This window comes from Chishuiella sp., from assembly GCF_032109125.1.
In the GTDB taxonomy this organism is placed as follows: Bacteria; Bacteroidota; Bacteroidia; order Flavobacteriales; family Weeksellaceae; genus Empedobacter.
In genome coordinates this window covers 620,161-642,473 of record NZ_DAMCLZ010000001.1, presented here as the reverse complement: position 1 = coordinate 642,473, position 22,313 = coordinate 620,161, and the positions used below count along the sequence as shown (strand labels likewise).

The 22,313-nt window shown below is 27.5% G+C and carries 21 protein-coding genes; 5 read left to right on the top strand and 16 right to left on the bottom strand.

Features of this window, described 5'->3' with window-relative positions:
* Positions 1–100: 100 nt before the first annotated feature.
* The 5 genes from RT575_RS02895 to RT575_RS02875 form a co-directional block, all read right to left on the bottom strand.
* Positions 101–592: a 3'-5' exonuclease gene (locus RT575_RS02895; RefSeq protein ID WP_313578653.1), complete on the bottom strand. Its 492-nt coding sequence runs from the start codon at positions 590–592 to the stop codon at positions 101–103.
* On the bottom strand, positions 592–1,512 hold the full coding sequence (gene miaA, locus RT575_RS02890; protein WP_313578651.1) for a tRNA (adenosine(37)-N6)-dimethylallyltransferase MiaA: 921 nt from the start codon (positions 1,510–1,512) through the stop codon (positions 592–594). The genes RT575_RS02895 and miaA overlap by 1 nt, the downstream gene beginning before the upstream one ends.
* 99 nt (positions 1,513–1,611) lie before the next feature.
* A complete protein-coding gene (locus RT575_RS02885; protein WP_313384018.1) occupies positions 1,612–2,070 on the bottom strand; it encodes a MaoC family dehydratase in 459 nt (152 codons plus the stop codon).
* A gap of 119 nt (positions 2,071–2,189) precedes the next feature.
* Positions 2,190–2,534 carry a DUF1232 domain-containing protein gene (locus RT575_RS02880; protein ID WP_313578649.1) on the bottom strand — a complete coding sequence of 115 codons (345 nt, stop codon included), beginning with the start codon at positions 2,532–2,534 and terminating at the stop codon, positions 2,190–2,192.
* A gap of 55 nt (positions 2,535–2,589) precedes the next feature.
* Positions 2,590–2,805: a hypothetical protein gene (locus tag RT575_RS02875; RefSeq protein WP_313578647.1), complete on the bottom strand. Its 216-nt coding sequence runs from the start codon at positions 2,803–2,805 to the stop codon at positions 2,590–2,592.
* A gap of 108 nt (positions 2,806–2,913) precedes the next feature.
* Here RT575_RS02875 and RT575_RS02870 point away from each other — a divergent pair, with 108 nt between their 5' ends.
* Together RT575_RS02870 and RT575_RS02865 are read left to right on the top strand one after the other, a co-directional pair.
* Entirely contained in the window at positions 2,914–3,246 is a 333-nt protein-coding gene (locus tag RT575_RS02870; protein WP_313384022.1) for a translation initiation factor, read from the top strand.
* A gap of 67 nt (positions 3,247–3,313) precedes the next feature.
* On the top strand, positions 3,314–4,186 hold the full coding sequence (locus RT575_RS02865; RefSeq protein ID WP_313578645.1) for a nucleoside phosphorylase: 873 nt from the start codon (positions 3,314–3,316) through the stop codon (positions 4,184–4,186).
* Between the two features lie 53 nt (positions 4,187–4,239).
* On the opposite strand, the gene recN is transcribed toward RT575_RS02865, so the two are convergent.
* From recN to RT575_RS02825, 8 genes are all read right to left on the bottom strand, one after another.
* A complete protein-coding gene (gene recN, locus RT575_RS02860; protein ID WP_313578643.1) occupies positions 4,240–5,898 on the bottom strand; it encodes a DNA repair protein RecN in 1,659 nt (552 codons plus the stop codon).
* Positions 5,899–6,807: a DUF4835 family protein gene (locus tag RT575_RS02855; protein ID WP_313578642.1), complete on the bottom strand. Its 909-nt coding sequence runs from the start codon at positions 6,805–6,807 to the stop codon at positions 5,899–5,901.
* A gap of 7 nt (positions 6,808–6,814) precedes the next feature.
* Positions 6,815–8,014: a bifunctional phosphopantothenoylcysteine decarboxylase/phosphopantothenate--cysteine ligase CoaBC gene (gene coaBC / locus RT575_RS02850; protein ID WP_313578640.1), complete on the bottom strand. Its 1,200-nt coding sequence runs from the start codon at positions 8,012–8,014 to the stop codon at positions 6,815–6,817.
* Positions 8,014–8,337, bottom strand: a complete 324-nt coding sequence (locus RT575_RS02845; protein ID WP_313384029.1) for a DNA-directed RNA polymerase subunit omega — start codon at positions 8,335–8,337, stop codon at positions 8,014–8,016. The genes coaBC and RT575_RS02845 overlap by 1 nt, the downstream gene beginning before the upstream one ends.
* A gap of 55 nt (positions 8,338–8,392) precedes the next feature.
* A complete protein-coding gene (locus tag RT575_RS02840; RefSeq protein WP_313384030.1) occupies positions 8,393–9,241 on the bottom strand; it encodes an outer membrane protein assembly factor BamD in 849 nt (282 codons plus the stop codon).
* Positions 9,242–9,320: 79 nt separating this feature from the next.
* A complete protein-coding gene (locus tag RT575_RS02835; protein ID WP_313384031.1) occupies positions 9,321–9,827 on the bottom strand; it encodes a ferritin in 507 nt (168 codons plus the stop codon).
* A 12-nt stretch (positions 9,828–9,839) separates the two neighbouring features.
* A complete protein-coding gene (dapA, locus tag RT575_RS02830; protein ID WP_313384032.1) occupies positions 9,840–10,718 on the bottom strand; it encodes a 4-hydroxy-tetrahydrodipicolinate synthase in 879 nt (292 codons plus the stop codon).
* Positions 10,719–10,945: 227 nt separating this feature from the next.
* Positions 10,946–12,298: a DEAD/DEAH box helicase gene (locus RT575_RS02825; RefSeq protein WP_313578637.1), complete on the bottom strand. Its 1,353-nt coding sequence runs from the start codon at positions 12,296–12,298 to the stop codon at positions 10,946–10,948.
* A 107-nt stretch (positions 12,299–12,405) separates the two neighbouring features.
* On the opposite strand from RT575_RS02825, the gene argS reads away from it, so the two are divergent.
* The gene (gene argS, locus RT575_RS02820; protein WP_313578635.1) at positions 12,406–14,178 is read left to right on the top strand and encodes an arginine--tRNA ligase; all 1,773 of its coding nucleotides are present in this window, start codon (positions 12,406–12,408) and stop codon (positions 14,176–14,178) included.
* 97 nt (positions 14,179–14,275) lie between these two features.
* Positions 14,276–14,746, top strand: a complete 471-nt coding sequence (locus RT575_RS02815) for a DUF1810 family protein (protein WP_313578633.1) — start codon at positions 14,276–14,278, stop codon at positions 14,744–14,746.
* Positions 14,747–14,780: 34 nt separating this feature from the next.
* Here RT575_RS02815 and RT575_RS02810 read toward each other — a convergent pair whose 3' ends face one another.
* The 3 genes from RT575_RS02810 to gldJ form a co-directional block, all read right to left on the bottom strand.
* Positions 14,781–15,290, bottom strand: a complete 510-nt coding sequence (locus RT575_RS02810) for a hypothetical protein (protein WP_313384038.1) — start codon at positions 15,288–15,290, stop codon at positions 14,781–14,783.
* Positions 15,290–16,576, bottom strand: coding sequence for a UDP-N-acetylmuramoyl-tripeptide--D-alanyl-D-alanine ligase (murF, locus tag RT575_RS02805; protein ID WP_313578631.1), 1,287 nt, complete (start codon positions 16,574–16,576; stop codon positions 15,290–15,292). Before murF ends, RT575_RS02810 begins: the two co-directional genes overlap by 1 nt.
* A gap of 63 nt (positions 16,577–16,639) precedes the next feature.
* Positions 16,640–18,268 (bottom strand): gliding motility lipoprotein GldJ, encoded by a 1,629-nt coding sequence (gene gldJ, locus RT575_RS02800; RefSeq protein WP_313384587.1) that lies wholly within the window; start codon positions 18,266–18,268, stop codon positions 16,640–16,642.
* Positions 18,269–18,433: 165 nt separating this feature from the next.
* Here gldJ and porU point away from each other — a divergent pair, with 165 nt between their 5' ends.
* Positions 18,434–22,303, top strand: a complete 3,870-nt coding sequence (porU, locus tag RT575_RS02795) for a type IX secretion system sortase PorU (RefSeq protein WP_313578629.1) — start codon at positions 18,434–18,436, stop codon at positions 22,301–22,303.
* The last annotated feature ends 10 nt before the right edge of the window (positions 22,304–22,313 follow it).

The following is a 22,313-nucleotide window of genomic DNA, read 5'->3' as shown; positions in this document are numbered from 1 at the left end:
TTTTCTATTATAATCTTTGTTAATTATTTATTATTGAATTGAAGTAGAAATTCATCCAATTAGAAAAGGATTTTCACATCAATCCTTAACGCATATTAAATTATAAAAAAGAAAATAACTGAGCACAAACTCTTGCATCAGATAGAGCTTCATGATGATTCAATTCCAAATTAAATTTTCTTGCACAATCTGATAATTTCGTTGGTACAATTCCTTTCAGTTTATAAATTTTATAAGTACATTCCCATTTTTCTGCTAAATTCAATTGAGAATAATTTAAATCATAAAATTCCATTGTCTTACGAAGAACAGATCGATCAAAACTTTCATTATGTGCAACAACAATTTGATTTTGTAATCTTCTTTTTATTTCAAAGAAAACTTCATCAAAAGTAGGAGAGTTTATTGTATCTTCTGGTCGAATCCCGTGCACATTTATATTATGATAACTGTACACATTTTGAGGAGGTTGTATCAGAGTATGAAATTCATCTGTAATAATATTATCAGTAATTGTTACAATTCCAACAGCACAAGCTGAATTTCTGTAATTAGTAGCCGTTTCAAAATCTATTGCGACAAAATTTTTCATTATGAGTTTAGTTTAGAATTTATAAATTCTATAATTGATTGTTCATCTTTTGGAGAAAACCAAGTTACAGTTTTATCTTTTTTGAACCAAGTCATTTGTCTTTTTGCAAAACGACGAGTATTTTTCCTAATTTCTTCTATAGCAAAGTCTAAGCTTATTTTTTCTTCAAAATGATCAAATAATTCTCTATATCCTACAGTTTGTAATGCATTTAATTCTTTTAAATGAAATAAACTTTTTGCTTCTTCAACTAATCCTTCATTTATCATTATATCAACACGTTGGTTGATTCTATCATACATTTCTTCTCTTGGTAATTCTAAACCAATCTTAATTATGTTAAATGTACGTTTATTTAAATTATTATTTCTGAATTTAGAGAAGGGGGAACCGGAACTTCGGTATATTTCTAAAGCTCGAATTACACGTTGTTTATTGTAAATATCAACTTCATTAAAATAATTAGGATCAACTTGTTTTAATTCTTCTTGTAATTTTTCTATCCCAAATTCTTCTAATTCATTATTTAATTGTTCTCTAATTTTAGGATCAACATCAGGAAAATCATCAAATCCAACTGTTATTGCTTTTTCATACAAACCAGATCCGCCCACCATTACACAAATATCATTTTTAATAAAAAAATCTTCAATAAAATTTAAGCCATGACGTTCAAAATCACCAACAGAATATTTTTCATGGATAGATTTATTTTGTATGAAATGGTGTTCAACTTCATTCAATTCTTCATCAGATGGAACAGCAGTTCCTATTTTCATTTCTTTAAAAAATTGTCTACTATCACAAGAAATAATTTCACTGCTATAGTATTTTGCAATTTCAATGGCAAGATGAGTTTTTCCAATTGCGGTTGGGCCAACAATAGAAATGAGTGTTTTTATTTGAGTATGATTTTCCATTTTTTACTTAATCTTTTTCAAGATGATGTGTATTATTTAAATAGAATAGCTTCTATTTATTCAATAGAAGCTATTAAAAAATATATAAATATAATTTATTTAATTAAAGTGGTATAAAAATACAGCATCACCTTTAAAAGCAGGCTTCTTACTGTCTTTTATTTCCAATGTAACTTCTATTACAGTTTTAATTGTCCCTCTTAAATCATTGATTGATTTTAACTTAGTTTTCAATCGAACTTCACTATCAACTGTAACTGCTTGTCCAAATTTTAAGCTTTCTATCCCGTAATTAATTAACATTTTTACGTTACGAACTTCTATAATTTCTCCCCATAAATAAGGGATTAATGATAGTGTTAAATAACCATGTGCAATAGTTTTCTTAAATGGTCCTTCATTTTCAGCTTTCTTAGGATCAGTATGTATCCATTGGTGATCTAATGTAGCATCAGCAAAAAGATTAATTTGATTTTGATCTATTTTATGCCATTCAGACACACCAAGCTCTTTTCCCTCGTAAGTTTTGTATTCTTCGTAACTGTTAATAATTAACATTGTAGATTATTTAATTTATAAATTAATTGTGTGCAAATTTAGTGATTATTAATTAATATCTAATATTAATATAGAGAACAACCATTCTAGAACAGAATGGTTGTTTAAAAATTTATAAGTTATTTTTCAATAGTTCTATAAATAGAATTTAATTGAGATATTTTCCAAGAACTGTATCTTATAATCTCTTTATTCAAAAACTTCATACCTATCATAAAAATCCCAAAATCATCAATCAAACCAAATGGTCCAAATAGAGCTTCAGGAATTATATCTAGGGGAGAAATAATATAAAATAATACAAATAAAGCAATTGCTAAATTAACAACTTTTGGTTTGTATAATCCTTTTCTATAATCATTTAGTAAAGCAAAAAAAGTTTTTACTTTTTCAAAAAAAGATTTGTCTTTTTGTGCTTCAATACTTGCTGCTCCTATGACTTTAAATAATCTTGTCTTTTTCATTAGTAAATACATTTATTTTAATAAGTTAGTCAAAATGTATGCCAATATATTAATCTTATTTTTGTAAATCTTGTTCTATAGAAAATATCCATTCAAATTTTTGGTTTTCTAATTTTCCTTCCGCGATTAAAATTAAAGCTTCTTCAGTTTCTTTGTATTTAGCTTTATCCATTGTCTTTTCATTAAATGGAGGTAATTGCTCTATTTCTACGGTAAAGATTTTAGTAAAACCTTTATAATTTACTTCTCTAGAAATTTCTTTTTTGTTCATATTATTTATACACAAATTGATTATGTAAAGTTACAAATTAATAGAATGTGTTTTTCATCAGTTAAGATAATCTTATCTTTGTTCTAAAGAATTTTTTTATAAAATATAATGAAAGATTTTCAAGATCAATTAAAAAATTTATTTCCAGATCATATTTCAGAACCAGAAGAAATTCAGGAATCAGAACAGAGTAAATTATGGATGCAAAATGATCCTTTGATTTGTAAGTACGAAAAAAGGAAAGGTAAACCTACTACTGTAATTGAGGGGTATACAGGAGCTGATGAAGATTTTAAACAATTAGCTAAAGAAATAAAAGTATTTTTAGGAGTTGGAGGTAGCTTTAAAGAAGAATCCATTATAATCCAAGGTGATTATAGAGATAAAATAATGACTTTTTTGAAAGATAAAGGATTTAAAGTGAAACGAGTAGGTGGTTAATAAAAATAGCATGTATATTAGAAATAATCGCCGTATATTGTGTGTTTATTTTTAATTTTTAAAAGAGATGAGTAAAGCAGCATCAGAATTAGTTTTAAATCCAGACGGAAGTATTTACCATTGTAATATAAAACCAGAACATTTAGCAGATACAATTATTACGGTTGGTGATCCAAATCGTGTTGAGAAAGTTTCGCGTCATTTTGACAGTATAGAGCATAAAGCTTCCAAAAGAGAAATTGTGACTCATACAGGAACTCTTAACGGAAAAAGATTAACTGTAATTTCTACAGGAATGGGAACAGATAATATTGATATTGTATTTTCTGAACTAGATGCATTAGCGAATATTGATTTAGCTACAGGAGAAACAAAAAAAGATTTTAAAAAATTATCTTTTATACGCTTTGGAACTTCAGGTGCCTTACAAGCAGATATCCCTGTAGATAGTTATGTGATTGGTTCTCATGGTTTAGGACTTGATGGATTATTGCATTATTATGTTGGTAGTGAAGCTGTAATGAATAAAGAAATAGAAGATGCTTTTATAAAACATGTAAATTGGTCAGATAATAAGGCTCGTCCTTATTTAGTAAAAGGATCAGAATCTATTTTAAATAAATTATCTTCTGAAAAAACGATTCAAGGTATAACAGCAACAGCTTGTGGATTTTATGGTCCTCAAGGTAGATTTTTGAGATTAGAACCAAATCCAGCAAATATTAATGAGTTATTAACTTCATTTAATTATGAAGGATTAAGAATTTCTAATTTTGAAATGGAAACTTCTGCTATTTATGGTTTAGCTGCTATGATGGGACATGAAGCATTATCAATCAATGCTATTGTTGCAAATAGAATTTTAGGAGAATTTAGCGCAGATTCTTATAAAACAATTGACGCAATGATTGAATATTCATTAGAAAAATTAACTAAATAATTAGTTAATATATAATTATAAAAAAAGCGAGTAAAATATTTTACTCGCTTTTTTTATTGAATATTCATTAACTCTTTTGCCTGATTTAATGCAGCATCAGTTACTTCTGATCCTGAAATCATTTGTGCAATTTCATTTAAACGTTCTTTTGTAGATAATTCTTTTACGTTTGTTTGTGTTGTATCATCAATAATTTCTTTATATACTTTTAATTGATAATTTCCTTTAGAAGCTACTTGAGGAAGATGTGTAATTACTAATAATTGCATATTATCTGCCATTGATTGCATAACTTTACCAGTTTCATTTGCTAATTTACCAGAAATACCTGTATCTATCTCATCTAAAATAAGTGTAGGTAAATGTTGGTGGGTAGCTAAGAGTTTTTTGATAGCTAACATTAGTCGAGAACGTTCACCTCCAGAAACAGATTTTTCAAAAATTCGAGGTTCCATACCTTTATTAGCAGAAAATAAGAAAAGTACTTCATCTTTTCCACTAGCTGTAAAATCAGAGATCTCATTTAACTGAATTGTTAACTGAGAATTCTCCATTCCGAGTTGAGATAATGTATCTAAAATATTTTTTCGGATAATTTCTATTGATGAAATTCTATTCTTTCTAATTCTTGTAGCTTGTTTTTCTAGTTTGTTTACAATTATAGTAAGCTCTTTATTTAGATGAATAATTAAATCACTCAAATTATCAAAACCAGAAGTTTGAGATTCTAATTCATTTAATTTTTCAATTAATTCATTTATTGTGTTAAGATTATGCTTTCTTAATAAAGTATGAATTAAATTATATCTGTCAGTAACTTCTTGTAATCTTTCAGGATTAATTTCTGTAGATTCAATCAAATGAGTCATTTCATTTGAAATATCTTGTAATTCTATTTTTGATGAAATTAACCTTTCATAAATAGAACTATATTGAGAATTAAAATCAGAAATTTTATTTAATTTATTACTTGCTTCATTTAGTTGAGAAATAATTCCCATTTCCGAATGTTCAAGAAATTGATAAGTCTCATTTAGAGTAGATATTATTTCTTCAACATTTGATAATGATTTTATTTCAGCATCTAATTCTTCTAACTCATTGTTTTTTAGAGAAGCATTATTTAGTTCTTCCCAAAGATGTAATTTATATTCTAAATCTTGTGATTGATTTTCTAAAGAATTTTGAGCGTCTTTAATTTTCTTTTTTATAGAAATATAATTGTTATAATCTGATTTATATTGTTTTAATAAATCTTTATTATCACCATAAATATCTAACATAGATAATTGAAAATCTGCTTCAAATATTTTAGGCGTATTAAATTGAGAATGAATATCGATTAATAATTCAGAAAATTCTTGTAAAATAGAAACTTTTACAGGTGTATCATTCACAAATGCTCTTGATTTTCCTGAAGGTAATAATTCTCGTCTTAGAATAGACTCATCTTCATAATCCAAATCGTATTCTTCGAAAAAATCTTTTAATTCTAAATCTTTTATATTAAAAATTGCTTCAATAATACATTTTTCTTCTGTATTTTTTAAAGATTTCAGATCAGCTCGTTCACCTAAAACTAATTTTAAAGCGCCAAGAATAATTGATTTACCAGCTCCAGTTTCTCCAGTAATCGTAGTCATTCCTTTATGAAAATCAATTTCTAATTGATCTATTATGGCAAAATTATTAACACGAAGAGTTTTTAACATTTACTTTTTCATTTTGCTCCAAGACGCATCATTATATTTTGGTGCGACAGAATTTAAAATTTCTTTTAATTTTTCAATGTTTACAGAAGAAATATTTCCTCCCGAAAATACTTGACTAATTTCAGTATTCTTTGCTGTTAGGAAAATTTCTAGAGGATAAAATTGAGAATAATTTCCTCGCTGATAAAATTCTAATTGCATTAAAGAATTTCCTATTGCATTTTTACCTCTTATTTCATTTTCGGACATTACATCTAATCCGTTTCTATGATATTGATAGCTAATATTACGTAATGTAGAATTATCATTTTTTAATATATTATTAATTAATGACATTCTAGATCTTAAACCATCCATTTCGTTCCAGCCAGAATAATTATTACTTGTTTGCGCAAAATCAGCTATTCTTTTTGACATTTTAAAATATTCTGTACCTCCATTTCTAGTAAAGGTATCAGCATCATATCCTAAAACTAAATATACATAATAAGTAATAACATCAGTTAAATTTTTACCACTAAATTTTCTGTCATTAAATATTAATTCTTCAAATTCTTGGTATTGAAAAGAAAAATTATCATCACTTAAATTTAGTATAGGGCTATAATATGTAGAATTAAAAACTGGTCTACGAGATTGAACAAGTATAGATGCTTTAAATTTGTTTCCTTCTCTTTCTTTAATAGTTATTACAAAACTAGCTTCAATTCTTTCATATGTCTTTAGTCGATCAGTACTCCATTTTGTTGAGTTTATAAAATTTGTCAAAGATTTTTGAAGTGTTTGATAAACTTGTATATTGGAGTGTTGTACTAATGAATAGTCAACTTTTACATCAGCTATTAAGTTTTGAGAAAAACTAGTTATAGCAAAGTAAGTAAAAAAGAAAAGAGAGGCTAATTTCTTCATAAATCAATTATAATTTATTTAAAATAACATTTAAAATATCTTTAGCAACATCAGATTTAGATTTTGCACTAAACTCTTGCATAGATAGGTCTTTGTCAATTATTGTGATTTTATTTGTGTTTTTCTGGAAACCTGCATCTTTGTCTTGCATAGAATTTAAAACGATGAAATCTAGATTTTTTTTGATTAATTTTTTCTTAGCATTTTCTTCTTCATTATTTGTTTCTAAAGCAAAACCTACAAGTAGCTGATTTGTTTTTATTTCTCCTAATGATTTTAAAATGTCTGGATTTTTAATTAATTCAATAATCATAATATCATCATTCTCTTTTTTAATTTTCTGTGTAGCAACTTCCTTAGGCCTATAATCAGCAACAGCTGCAGACATAATTACAACATCAGAATTATCAAAATTAGCATGCATAGCGTCATACATATTAGCGGCAGATACAACATCGATCCTATTAATAGAATAACCAGAAATACTTTCTTGACTTGGTCCACTAACTAAAGTTACATTTGCACCTAAATTTGCAGCAGCTTTGGCTATTTCAAATCCCATTTTTCCAGAAGAATAATTACCTATAAAACGAACAGGATCTATATTTTCGTATGTTGGACCAGCAGAAATAAGTATATTTTTTTTGAAAAGAGGGAGAGATGATTGTATATTACTTTCAATAAAAGAAATAATATTTTCTGGTTCAGCCATTCTTCCTTCACCAACTAATCCACTTGCAAGTTCACCTTCTTCAGCCGGAATACATATATTTCCATAAGATTCAAGTAAATCAATATTCTTCAATGTTGTGGGATGTCTGTACATATCAAGGTCCATAGCAGGAGCAAAATATACAGGACATTTTGAAGAAAGATAAGTTGCTAGAACTAAATTATCACATGTACCATCAGCCATATTAGAAAGAGTATTTGCTGTACATGGTGCAATAATCATAAAATCTGCCCAAAGAGCAGACTCAACATGATTATTCCAATCTCCATCTTCACCAAAGAATTTCCATTCGACAGGATGTTTAGATAATGTTGAAAGAGTAAGAGGTGTAATAAAGTTTTGAGCTTCAGGAGTCATGATAACTTTTACTTCTGCTCCTTTCTTGATAAGTCCTCTAACAAGAAAAGCGGCTTTATAGGCCGCTATTCCAGCAGTAACTGCTAAAAGAATTTTTTTTCTATGTAAAACAGACATTATTTATCCTCATTTGGATTTCTGTAATATACGTCGTTGTCTAACCATTCTTTAACCGCAATTGAAGTCGGTTTTGGTAATCTTTCGTAAAATTTTGAAACTTCGATTTGTTCTCTATTTTCAAAAACTTCTTCTAAAGAATCTGTATGTGCAGCAAATTCGTCCAATTTCTGAATTAATTCAGTTTTCATTTCTTGGTTAATTTGTTCCGCTCTTTTACCTATAATAGCTATTGATTCGTATAAGTTTCCTGTTTTCTCATCAATTTTGTTACGATCATAAGTTTTTGTTGTTGGTGCTGCACCTATATCTTTGAAATTCATAATGAAAGAATTAAATGTTTATATTATTATATTTTATTATTATTGAAAAAGGATATTATTCTTTATCAAGATTTTTTCTTGCTTTATCTAAGTCTTTTAATGTAGTTTTAGTTAAATCAATATCTTTATTAATTTTATCAAGTAACTTATCAGCTTCACTTTTAAATTGAGTATCAGGATAATATCTTTTTAATAATAAATATTGAGTTCTAGCTTCTTGTAAACGTAAATCTTTTAATTCTATTCTAGAGAAATTTAGCGCTAATTCCGCTTTTGATCTAAGTGAATACATTAGAGCTTCTTCTCTAAATTTAGAATCAGGATATTCATCAATCATATTATCAAACGTAACAGCAGCTGCTTTATATTTCATCGTTTTATAATATACTTTAGCGATATCAAATGCTTTTAATTCTAATTTTTGTCTAAGTTCTGTAATATAATCATTTGCTTCAGAAATGTGTTTAGAATCAGGATAAGTATTGATAAAACTTTGTAATTCACTAATTCCTGTATACGTACTTGTTTGATCTAAGTCATATTTTGGTGAATCTTTATAATATGAATAGGCAGATTTAAATAATGCTTCTTCAGCTCTACTATCCATAGGGTATGCACCTGCAAATGCTTTAAATTGATGTCCTGCTAATCTAAAATTATTTTCATTAAAATTAGCTTGAGCCATATTATATGCAATATCAGCAGCTTTTTCTGTTCCTACAAATGATGTTGATATTTTTTCATATAATTCGTTAGCTAAATCATATTTACCATTTTCATAAAGCTGTGTAGCTAATTCAAAAATTTCATCTTTATCAGTACTTTTCATAGCTTTATTATACGTCTTATTACAAGACATAACAGAGGCACCGATTAAAACGATTAAACTTAGTTTCTTAAACATTCTGCAAATTTAATAAAAATTGAGGACTAAAGTATAAAAAATATTCTTTAATCCTCTTAATAAAATCTCAAAATTTTATTTATGCTGTTGTCGCTTCTGCACTCATTGTAGCAATATCACGATCAAATAAGTATAATCCTCCTTTATCAGAACCAATCATTTCTAATTTGTCTAAGATATTACGAGCTAATTTTTCTTCTTCAATTTGTTCAGATACATACCATTGTAAGAAATTGTGAGTAGAATAATCAGCATTTTCTAAAGTTAATCCTACGATTTCATTTATAGATTCAGAAACAAAGCACTCATGTTTAAAAATAGCTGTAAAAACTTCTTTTAGAGTAGAAAAATCTTGTTTTGGTTCTTCAATTTGAGGAACATGAGCTTTTCCACCTCTTTCGTTAATAAACTTTATTAATTTTAACATATGTGTACGCTCCTCATCTGCATGAGAGTATAAAAAATTAGCTGTTCCTTCTAATCCAGCAACTTCAGCCCAAGAAGCCATCGCTAAATATAATTGAGAAGAATCTCCTTCTAATTTTATTTGTTTATTAAGAGCTTGTAATACATTGTCTTTTATCATAATAATTTAATTTTAAATATGTGTTAGTAATTGATTAATCTTGTTTTTTAGGCTTTCTGAACCAGCCACTAATGGTAATCGTGTATTTGGTAAACAAATATTTTTATTTTCTAATACAATTTTTATACCAGCTGGATTTCCTTCTTCAAAAATAGCACGAACTAATTCTACAGTTTTGTAATGTTCATTATATGCCTCATCTACATTTTTATTTATAGCTGAGCGAATCATGTTGGAAAATAATTCTGGAATTCCTTGTCCAATTACTGATATAACCCCAGAGCCTCCTGCTAATGTCATAGGAACTGCAAATTCATCATCTCCAGAAATTACAAGAAAATCTTTTCTTGAATTATTTCTAATTATATCTGTTGATTGAAGAAAATTTGGAGAAGCCTCTTTTATTGCTACAATATTTTTAAACTCATTTGCTAATCGTATTGTTGTTTCAGGAGCAATATTAGATCCTGTTCTTCCTGGAACATTGTACAATATTATATTTGCATCAGTACTTTCAGCAATAGCTTTATAGTGTTGGTATATACCTTCTTGATTTGGTTTGTTATAATATGGAGATACTGTAAGTACAGCAATATAATCACTTAAATCAGTTTCTTTATATTCTTTTATTACTTCAGCAGTATTGTTTCCTCCGATACCTAAAACCAATGGAACACGTTTGTTATTTACTTTTTTAATAGTTTCAATAACATTTTGTTTTTCTTCTTTGGTAAGTGTTGCAGATTCTGCAGTTGTTCCTAGAATCACAATATATTCAACACCACCATCAATTGTGTAATTAACAAGTTTTTCTAAACTATTAAAATCTACACTTCCATCTTCGTGAAAAGGAGTAACTAAAGCAACACCAGTTCCAATTAATTCTTTCATTTTTTTGTATATATTATTCAAATAATAAATAATAGGTTAAAATTCCGAATTATATCTTGAATCATCAAATATTTAGATTTATATATAATTAGTCTTAGATAAGATCTAAATTTAGATTTTGATCAAAAATATAATTATTCAAAAATAGTGATTTATTGATATTTATAAAATTTATCTTTTATCTAAAATAAAATAAGATTCGATAATTCGAATCTTATTTTAATCTATTATTTACCTTTTTTTCTTGCTTTTGCCTTTTGTTTTTGCTGACCTCTATTTTTAGGTTTCGATTTTGGTGGTTTTCTTTTTGTTGGACCTCCAAGATTTACCTTTTTATTTTTATCCTTCTTTTCATGAAATGCTGCTCCTCGTTCTTCAATCTTAACAGTTGTCAGCGCTTTCATTTTCACAACATCTTTTTCAAATTCTCTTTTAACAGAGTTTATTTGAACATTTTCAGGGAAAGGTAATTGTTCAATTTCTTTATTCATTAATGCTTCAATAGCATCAAGATTATCAATTTCTTTTTCAGAAAAATAAGAAATGGATTCTCCTTTTTTATCTGCACGTCCTGTACGACCAATTCTGTGTATATATTGTTCTGGAACTTCTGGTATCTCAAAGTTTATTACATGTGAAACATCAGGAATATCTAACCCACGAGCCATAATATCTGTGGTAATGATTCCACGAATTTCTTCTTTCGTAAAAGCTTCCATTGTTCTCAAACGGAAATTTTGAGATTTATTCGAATGGATTACACCAAATTCATCTGGAAAAATTTCATCAATATGATTAAAGATTAAGTCTGCATGTTTTTTGTTATTAGCAAATATTAATACTTTTTCAAATTTTGCTTTATCTTCTAATTGATTAGCAAGTAAATTCAATTTTGTATTAAAATTCTCAACAGGGATTGCGGTCTGATAAATTTTTTCCAATGGTGTTCCAGAACGAGCTAATGAAATCTCCAATGGATTTCTAAAATATTCATTTAACATATCATCAACTTGATCTGTCATCGTAGCAGAAAAAAGAATATTTTGACGTTTATCACTCATCATGGTAAATAAATGAATTAATTGAGCGCGGAATCCTAAACTCAACATTTCATCGAATTCATCAACAACAAGTTTTTTTGTTTCTTTAAATGATAAAACATTATCAATTGCTAAATCTAGAACACGTCCAGGAGTTCCAACTAAAATATCTACACCTTCGTAAACTAATAGTTTTTGAGTGTTTATGTTAACTCCTCCATATATTCCAAGGATACGAACATTTATAAATTCAGTTAAGTTTTCTAAAATTTCAGTAACCTGAACTACTAATTCGCGTGTAGGAACTAAAATTACAATCTTTGGCTGATTGGTTTTAGAATATTGATAATTTTTTAATAATGGTAAAAGATAAGCTAAAGTTTTTCCTGTACCAGTTTGTGCTATCCCCATTATATCTCTACCAGAAAGAATCGGTTTAAACGATTTTTCTTGTATTGGAGTAGGTGATGTTATATTCATCTTTTCTAAAGCAGAATATAATTGTTTTGTTAATTCGAAATCCGCGAATGTAGTTTTCATTTTGCAAAGATAAGTTTTCTTATTGACTTCTTAAAAACTCTCTTATCAATCCTCGATATTTCATGTAAACTTTGTATTTTTGCAGTTCGAAAAGTAATTAGTTAAAAATGAATTTAAAACAACACATCACGAAATACGTTTTAGAGGCGATTCAAAACGTCTATCAAATAAATCCTGAATCTATTGAAATTCAATTTACAAGGAAAGAATTTGAAGGTGATTATACATTAGTTGTTTTTCCATTAATTAGAACTTTAAAAGGTAAACCAGAGGATATTGGAACTAAAATTGGTGAGAATCTGGTTGAAAATAATAAAATTACAGCATTTAATGTTGTAAAAGGTTTCTTGAATATGAGTTTGAATGCTGTAGATTTTCTTCAAAATTTCAGTTCTAACTCTATCAATAAAAATTATGGAATACAAGCTACAGATGAAAATTCGAAAACTGTAATGGTAGAATATTCATCTCCTAATACAAATAAACCTTTGCATTTAGGGCATGTACGAAATAATTTATTAGGTTTTTCTGTAGCACAAATAGTAGAAGCAGCTGGTAATAATGTTATCAAAACACAAATTATTAATGATCGTGGTATACATATTTGTAAATCAATGATTGCTTGGGAAAAATTCGGAAATGGTGAAACTCCAGATTCATCTAACCTAAAAGGAGATCATTTAGTTGGTAAATATTATGTAGAATTTGATAAACGTTATAAAGATCAAATCACAGAATTAGTTTCCAATGGTAAAACTGAAGCGGAAGCTAAAAAAGAAGCTCCAATTTTTGTTGAAGCTCAAGAAATGTTACGTAAATGGGAAGCTCAGGATCCAGAAGTTATTGCACTTTGGCAAAAAATGAATGGTTGGGTTTACGATGGTTTCGCTAAAACTTACAAAAGACTTGGTGTTGCTTTTGATGAATATTTATATGAATCGAATACCTACATCTTAGGAAAAGACATCGTTGAAGAAGGTTTGAACAAAGGTATTTTCTTTAAAAAAGAAGATGGTTCTGTTTGGATTGATTTAACTGAAGATGGTTTAGATGAAAAATTAGTTTTACGTTCAGACGGAACTTCAGTTTATATTACTCAAGATTTAGGTACAGCTGTTGAACGATTCAAAAATAATCCAACTTTATCAGAATTAACATACGTAGTGGGTAATGAGCAAGATTATCATTTTAAGGTTTTATTCTTAATTTTAAAGAAATTAGGATATTCTTGGGCAGATGCTTTACACCATTTATCTTATGGTATGGTAGATTTACCTAATGGTAAAATGAAATCTCGCGAAGGAACTGTAGTTGATGCCGATGAGTTGATGCAAGATGTTTATGAAACAGCAAAAGAAATTTCTGAAGAATTAGGAAAACTTGATGGTTTGTCTGATGAAGAGAAAGCTGAATTGTACGAAACAATTGCAATGGGAGCATTAAAATACTACATTTTGAAAGTAGATCCTAAAAAACGAATTTTATTTGATCCTAAAGAATCTGTAGATTTTAATGGTAATACAGGTCCATTTATACAATATACTTTTGCTCGTATTCAATCTTTATTAAGAAAAGAATCTCCAAAGGATTTTGATTTTAATGCAATTGAATTGAATGGTGCAGAAAAAGAAATTATCAGAGCATTAAATGATTTTCAAGATACTATTGCAAAGGCTTCTACAGAAATGAGCCCAGCATTAGTTGCTAATTATGTATATGAGTTAGTGAAATTATTTAACTCTTTCTATCAAAGTAATCCGATATTGAAAAATGAAGACGAGAATGTTAAAAATTTCCGTTTACATTTATCTCAATGGGTTGCTAATATAATAGAAACATCTTTAAGATTGTTAGGAATTGGTGTTCCACAAAGAATGTAATTAAATAAAAAGATTATATCTTTTTTTAAAAAGAAAATTAAATTGATCGGTAAGTGATATTTCGCTTACCGATTTATTTTAATAAAGAATCAATAATATGAAAATAGGAGATTTATTAAAACAAAAAGATCCAAATGATAAGTTTAATTTAAAACGATTTCATGATGCACAGAGTTTTGTGTACGATGAAGTTTTAATGGAGGTTCATGCAGGAAAAAAACAATCGAATTGGATGGTTTTTATGTTTCCTCAAGTATCTGGCTTAGGTTCTAGTGATTCTTCAAAAGAATTTGCAATATCTTCAAAAGAAGAGGCAAGGGCATTTGTTAAGGATGAAGAGCTTTGGGGAAATTATTTAGAAGTTCTTTCTGTATTACTAATGAAACATAAAGGAACTATTCCTCAATTAATTTTTGGAAAAAATGATGCAATGAAATTAAAATCAAGTTTAACTCTTTTTAATTTTATTGTTCCTAAAGAAAAAATAATAAAAGATGTTTTAAAGTTTTTTTATGCAGATCAAATAGATGCTAAAACACTTAAAATCTTAAAAGGTTTTTCTAAATAAAAATCAAAAAATAAATCGTTAGTTAATTAACGATTTATTTTTTGATTTCATATTCTTTATACAAATTTAAAGAATCCTGTATTTCATTATTTAATATTTTATAAAAAGAAGGTTGATTTATAGTTGTATTGGCAATAGAACTCAGTCTTTTTTGAAAGTTTCTTTGATTAGAGTCGAATTTAGCTTTATAAACCTCTTTTTTAGTTTCTTTTTTCTTTTTTAAATTATCAAATTCTTTTCTAATTTTTCTGGCATATAGTTCAGATAAATCGAATTGTAATTGCATATTTTTTAAGATTTCTTCATGTTGCATAGAAATCCAAGAATTATTTTCATAAAATTTATTGTATACATATAATTCTGGTAATTCTCCATCAAGTTCTGCAATTTGCCAACCAATTCTAGAATCTAACTCGCCTTGTGGTATTTTAGTTTGAAGAGGTTTTTTCTTAAAATTTTCGTAAGTAAGTTTTTTATTACTCCAATTTATAGATTGAGCATTCAATGTGAAAAATGGAAAAAATATCAAAATTAAAAATTTCATTACAATTGATTTATGTTGATCAAATCTAACCTCATCCCATGAGAGCCTTTGATTAGAATATTATCTGTTTTAAGAGGATTATTTAATAAAAAAGATTCAAAATCTGTTCGATTATCAAATTTTAGAACATTTTTATTACTGGTAATAGTTTCATTAAAGTTTTTGCCTAAAATAAAAATTTTATTAAAATTTAATTCTTCAGCAAGGTTCAATATCTTTTGGTGTTCTTTTTTAGATTCTTCACCAAGTTCAAACATATCACCAATAATAATTGATTTAGAGCCTTCAAATTTCGAGAAATTTTTCAATGCTACTTCCATACTACTTGGATTAGCATTGTAAGCATCCATAATTATTTTTATATTATCTTTTTTTATTATTTGGGAACGATTGTTTGTTGGATAGTAATTCTCTATCCCATGTTTAATAGAATCAATTTTTATTCCAAAATGTAATCCAATTGTAATAGCACATGAAATATTGCTAAAGTTATAATCACCAGTTAAATTAGATTGTATTTCTTGATCTAGACAAGAAACAGATAAAAATTCTTGATTATTTTTAATTATCTCTATTTTATAATCAGTATTCTCTTCATCTGAGAATGTAATTCGTTTAATATCATTTGTTTTTTCTACCTGTATTGGATCTTTAAAATTAACAAATGCAGTTTTATTATTTTCTCTTAAGAAATTATAAAGCTCAGATTTTCCTTTTATTACACCTTCAAATCCACCAAATCCTTCTAAATGTGCTTTTCCAAAATTTGTAATATAACCATAATCAGGTTGTGATATTGAAGCTAATAATTCTATTTCTTTTTGATGATTAGCACCCATTTCTATTACAGCAATTTCTGTGTTTTCAGGAATAGATAATATAGTTAATGGAACTCCAATATGGTTATTTAAATTACCATAAGTAAAATGAGTTCTAAACTTTTCTTTAAGTACAGCTGATATTAATTCTTTTGTAGTAGTTTTTCCGTTAGAACCAGTTAAACCAATAAAAGGAATATTAAGATGATTTCTATAACTTCTAGCTAATTCTTGTAAAGTTTCTAAAGAATTATTTACATAAAATATATTAGAAGAAATATTTTCAAATTCTTTTTCATCTACAATTGCTATTGATGCACCTTGATCTATAGCAGCTTTTGCAAAGGTATTTCCGTTAAAATTTTCTCCTTTTAAGGCAAAGAAGATACAGTTTTTAGTTATTTTACGTGTATCTGTTGTAATTTCTTTTGATATTAGAAATTGTTTAAATAGTTCTTCTATACTCATGTAACAAAAATAAAAAATCTCAATAAAATATATTGAGATTTTTTATTTATTATAAAAAGTTTTTTATCCTCTACGTTTACGTTTAGATTCAAAACTACCTGTATATTCTTGTGCAACACGGAAACCAATCCAATTATTTGCTTGAGCTTGGTGTAAGTATCGTCTTTGACCTGGGTCAATCCAATAAATAGGATCTTTCCAAGAACCTCCTTTAACAACTCTTGTTTCATCAGAAATGTCAGAAGTTCTTTTATTATTATCTTTTTCAAGAATAACACGACCTTTTTCGTCAACTCTAAATTTACGTTGAGGAGAATTGTACATATCTTCAGTTGCATTATCTACGCTTTTACCTTCCTCTGCATTTGGATTTAAAGAAGAAGTAGGATCACCATCTCTATAATTAGTTAAATTATGTTCATTTTGTTTAATGTAAGCTCCTGGTAAACCTTTGTAAACTAATCGACCATTATCCAAAGTATCATATTCAATATTAGTCTCGTCATATTTTTCATATTTACCTTGACCATTATCTATATTCTTTTTAAGGATGTTTCCTCTATAATAGTTGAAATCATTTGCTTCCTCATCAATAATAGGACGATATACATCAGAAACCCATTCAGCAACATTACCTAACATACCATATAAACCAAAGTCATTAGAAGGATATTTTTTTACATCATTAGTAATAGAAGATCCATCATTACCAAAACCTCCAATACCAGAATAATCTCCTCGACCTTGTTTAAAATTGTCTAAATATTGACCTCTTTGATTCCCTTTTGTAATACGTAAATTATTTTGAGCAGTTTCTTTACCTTTATATTCATTATATTCACGATTACCAGGTAAAGCTAGTGCTGCATATTCCCATTCTGCTTCTGTTGGTAAGCGGAAAGGCTGAACTTCCAAAGAACCAGTAGCTCTATTTGCTTGTAAGATACGAGAGTTTTGAGTTTTGATTCTATTAGATTTCATAATTCTAGTAGAATCAATTGCTTCATTTACATTAGTATCACCTAATTTGTATTGTTCAGAATTAAAAGTTTTATTACCATAATTGTATTCTTCATTATCATAGTAATCTCTTGATAATATTCCTTTACTAATCAATGCTCTTTCATTCGCACGATCAGTTAACCAATCACAATAATTTACTGCTTGTAACCAAGAAACACCAACAACAGGATAATAACTAAATTCAGGAGAAAATAAGTAATTATCAGTTGAGAAATCATCACGAGATAATTGGTTATTAAAAACACTTTCATCAGGTAATGCTCCGTTATATATTTCTTTATATTGTGTTTCCTCTGGAGGAAATACAACTTTTAGCCAAGTTAAATATTCTTTGTATTCATAATTTGTAACCTCTGTTTCACCAATGAAAAAAGATTTTACCTGCATGCGGACAGGAGAGTTATTCCAATCATGTAATACATCATCTTTTGTGATTCCCATAGTAAAAGAACCTCCCTCGATGAAAACCATTCCTGGCCAAGCTTTTATGTTTTCTTTCTTTTTCCCAGAGAAAAACCAACCTTTACTATCATTTGGTTTCCATCCTGTGCGGCTAGTGAAATTTTTCGTTCCACCACCTTTTTTCTTACCTGAACTGCTTGCGCAACCCATAAATGCATTCATAGCTATAGCCGCAATAGCAAGAGAAAAAATACGTCCTTTATTCATTTTCATAGAAAATTTCGGGTTTTCAAATATTAAATTTAATGCAAATAAAAGCATTTGACACTTATCAAACAACGAAAAAATGCTTTATTTGTTGTATGAAACGTCAGAATTCTAATTTTATTTTATTTTAGAGAAATATATTTAATAAAAAAGCGTTTACTTTTAATGAAAAAATATTTTATTTTATCTTCAGTATTATTTCAATTTACATATTTATTTGGACAGAGTTATAAAATAAATTGGGAAAATAATCAAACTATATTTTTAACGAATGGAAATAAGATTAATTTACCTTATTTTTCCAATAAAGATAATTATAGCATAGGAAGTTACAATATACCAAATTTTATTGTTGAACTTAATTCTAATAATAATTCAGTAGAAATAACAAATGTAACTCAATCTGAGGTTTATAATGGATTAACAGATATTAATATAGATATAATTCCTAATCAATTATCTTATTCTTCATATAAGGTTATTGATACTAATGGTCAAGAAAAATTAGTTGTTAAAATTATTCCATTTTTAAAAAAGGATAATAAGGTTTTTAAGATAGAATCATTTTCAATTTCTCAAAATTCAATTTTAAATAGAAGTTTAATATCTAATAGAACTTCTATAGATAATTCAACAACAAGTGTTTTAGAAAATGGAGAATGGTTTAAAATTAAAGTTTCTAACGATGGTGTTTTTAAATTAGATAAAAATTTCTTCACGAAGAGTGGTATTCCAACAAATTTTAATCCTAAATCATTAAAAATTTATGGAAATGGAGAAGGTCGTCTAATGGAAAACCTAACAAAAGATAGAGTAGGTGCATTACAAGAAATTCCAATTAAATTTATAGGTGAAGATGATAATTCTTTTGACTCTGATGATTACGTTTTATTTTATGCAAAAGGCCCTCATCAATGGTATAGAGATAATTCTACAACACCAGAAAATATAAAATTACGTTATAATTTATATGATAATTATTCATACTATTTTATAACATACAATGGGACAAATGGAAAACGTATTTCTAGTTTTTCACCTTCAGGAAATGCTATTAAAACCTTTAATACATTTGATAATTTACAATATCATAAAAAAGATTCAATTAATTTAAATAGTTTAGGACAAACTTGGGTAGGAGAAAATTTAACATCAAATACAGGTTTTAGTACATCTTTTAAAGCAAATAATATTGATGCCTCAGCAGATGCTTATTTACGTTATTCTATTGTAGGTAAAAATGCTAATAATAATAGTTTTAATTTAAGTATAAATGGACAATTATTTTCTGGGAGTTTAGGAACTTCAGTTTTTTATAATAATGAACAAAACCAGAAAGTTAATTTAAATTCAAATTCAATAGATGTTAATATTAATACAAATGGATCAAACCCTTCTGGTTTAGGTTATTTAAATTTTTTACAACTTAGATTTAAGGATAATTTAATTTATAATAATAATCAATTTTCCTTTAGATTTTTAGAGAATATAAATAATGGTAGTACTGATGGTTTTACGTTAACCAATTCAGCTAATGTTAATGTATGGAATGTTTCAAATATTCACCAAATATCAGAAATATTACCAGAAAATAATTTGTTTAAATTTTCAACAATTAATCAAAATGAATTTGTAGCATTTAAAAATGAAAATATATTTACAAATGTAGAATTAGTAGGCAGAATAGCTAATCAATCAATAAGGAATTTAAGAAATATTGATTATATTGTTATTACACATCCTCGCTATTTAGATCAAGCTAATAGATTGGCAAGTTTTAGAAAAGCAAATAATAAAATAAATACAGCAGTTGTTACAACAGAACAAGTTTATAATGATTTTTCCTCAGGTTCTCAAGATCCAATAGCTATTCGAGATTTTTTAAAATTTTTAAAAGACAATCAAAATTCAAATTTAAAATATGTTGTTCTATTTGGAGCTACAACTTATGATCCAAAAAACAGGATATCTGATTATACAAATTATTTACCAACTTTCATTGATGAGCCTTCAGGAACATTAGAGAATTCTGTATCTACTGATGATTATTTTGCAATGTTAAATGATAATGTAGAAATGTTACAAAATAATGTTGATGGAGTTTATAAATATGATGCTAGATGGTTAGATATTGCTGTCGGAAGAATACCGGCTTCTAATACTTCTGAAGCTAAAGTATTAGTTGATAAAATAATTTCTTATTATGAAAAAGTTCAATCAAAAGGAACATCATATGGAGATTGGAGGACTAAAATAATGGCAGTTACAGATAATGATAATAATGTATATACACCAAATTTTGATCAAGCCTTAGATACTGAATTTAATAAGACACAAAATCAGATTTATACTTTAAATAAAGTTTACACAGGTGCTCATAATCCAGAAAGTACTTCTGCTGGTGTCCGTTATCCTACAGTAAATGAAGCAATAACTAATGGTATTGAATTAGGAACGAATTTTTTGATGTACTATGGACATGGAGGGCCACGAAGTTGGGCACAAGAGAGAATTATTACATTTGAGGAATTAACATCCTTATCTAATTTTAATTCAGTTTATTCTAGATTACCAATTGTAACAACAGTTACATGTGATTTCACTATTTGGGATTTACCTCAATATAATTCTGCCGGTGAAGCTATGTTAAAAAATGCTAATGGAGGAGCATTGTCTATGATAACAACTAATAGACCAATTGGAACAGGTTATGGAGATACAATGAATTCTTATTTGGTAGAAGAGTTTTTTAAGAGAGATGGATTAGAAAATCAATCTATAGGCTATGTATTGAACAATTCAAAGATTAATCATTCAGCAACAAATTCATACCATAAAAGTGTTAGTATACTTGGAGATCCAATGCTAGCGATTCATAGACCTCAGCAAGACATAGAAATTACGAGTATTAAAACAAATAAAGATTTAGATGTACTGAACGGGGGAAAATTACAAGCATTAGATTTTGTTACTATTACAGGAAACATTAGTCAGTTTAATTCAACAACAATAGATGCTAATTTTAATGGTAAAATTGCAATTAGTATGTTTGAAAAAGAACAAGAAAATACTTTGTTGAGCGAGTCTGATTGGGCAGGTAAAATATTTAAAACAGAGAATAAAACTATTTATAAGGGTACTGCTAAAGTTGAAAATGGGAATTTTACAATTCAATTTTATGTTCCTAAAGATATTAATTATGATTTAGGTAATCGTAAATTAAAATTTTATGCATGGGACGAAGATCGTAAAAAAGATGCATCAGGAGTTAGTATTGTTCAATTAGAAGGTATTAATGAGAATGGTTTAAATGATAATGAACGTCCACAAGGAAAGTTGTATATGAATAATCTAAATTTTGCAAATGGAGGCATTACTGATCGTTCACCTTATTTAATAGCTTGTTTAACAGATAATACAGGTATTAATTCTTCTGGATCAAGTATAGGGCATGATATTGTTGCAACTATAGATGGAAAAATACAAGATGCTTATGTATTAAATGACTATTTTGATGGAGGAGATGCAAACCCATGTATAAATAAAAATTTTGAAGATTATCAAAAAGGACAAGTCATGTATCAATTAAAAAATTTAGAATTAGGGCAACACGCTGTGAATCTTAAATTTTGGGATATAAACAATAATTCAAACACAGCTACGTTAGATTTTGTAGTCATGGAAAGTGGAAGTGGACAATTACATATAGATAAGCTTCTAAATTGGCCTAATCCATTTGTAAAAAATACATTTTTTCAATTCGAACATAACTGTTCATCTGAATTAGATGTAATGGTTCAAATTTTCACAATATCAGGTAAACTAGTAAAAACAATTAGACAAACTGTTTCTGCTGAGCCTTTTAGAGAAGGGTATAGGACTGGTAAATATGCAATTGAGTGGGATGGATTAGATGACTTTGGTGATAAAATAGGAAAAGGTGTGTATATTTACAAAGTTAATGTAAGAGGAGTTGATACTTCTGTTTGTAAAGGAACAGCCTCAGCTGTTGAAAAATTAGTTATTTTAAAATAAATACAAAAAT